This window comes from Pseudomonas sp. B13(2017) (assembly GCF_002113245.1).
GTDB classification, from domain to species: domain Bacteria; phylum Pseudomonadota; class Gammaproteobacteria; order Pseudomonadales; family Pseudomonadaceae; genus Aquipseudomonas; species Aquipseudomonas putida_Z.
In genome coordinates this window covers 1-743 of record NZ_NEJX01000055.1, presented here as the reverse complement: position 1 = coordinate 743, position 743 = coordinate 1, and the positions used below count along the sequence as shown (strand labels likewise).

1 protein-coding gene is annotated in these 743 nt (G+C 61.9%); it reads left to right on the top strand.

Annotated elements, in window-relative coordinates:
* Positions 1–743: T6SS effector BTH_I2691 family protein (locus tag CAG44_RS27355; RefSeq protein WP_305880079.1), on the top strand; the 743-nt coding region annotated here is incomplete at both ends.

Here is a 743-nt window from a genome sequence, read left to right as displayed (position 1 = left end):
ATGAGCATCAGCAAAGCCATCCACATCGCCATGCAGGAAGAGATCCCCAACACCTACGGCACCTGTAATGCCTGCGAACGCTCCGGCCTGCCGATTCTGCTGCTGCGCGAGGCCTACGCCCCGCGCCCGGATACAGGGCGCCCCTATCGCCTGGCAGACGATAGCGAAATCATCTTCCACCCGATGCACACCGACCAGTTGCGCCTTCTGCGCCAGGGTTATGTCTACGTACTGCTCGACCAGGAAATCTGGCAGGCCTACGAGGTAGCGGCGGAAGGTACCTTGCAGCGCTTTCCGGTATCGCAGATGCCCTTGGGGCCACCCAGGTCGTTACCCAAGGTATGCGCCACCGAAGGCCACGATGTGATCGCCTCGTTCATCAACATCGATACCCTGCTCTACCGCAAGGCCTGGATCGCCTTCGCCAACGACCCCTGGCCCCGTGCGGTACTCGACCGCTATCGACAAGGCATCGCCGACAGTGACCCGGGCACCCTCGCCCGCTTCGTCGAGGTGGACCTGAACACCGCACGCAACGACCCTGCCAGCCTCGGCATCGCCATGACCGACAGCTTCCGCTTCGGCCTGGAACAAGTGCTGGAGTTCTCGACCTTTTCTTCTGCCAGGTTTACCAGCGCTCATGGCTTTTACAGCCGCCTGGGCCGCTGGCATGAAACCCGCACGCATGTGCGCAATGTCATCCAGCAGGAACAACTGCCCAATGGCCTGCTGGCGCTGACGCT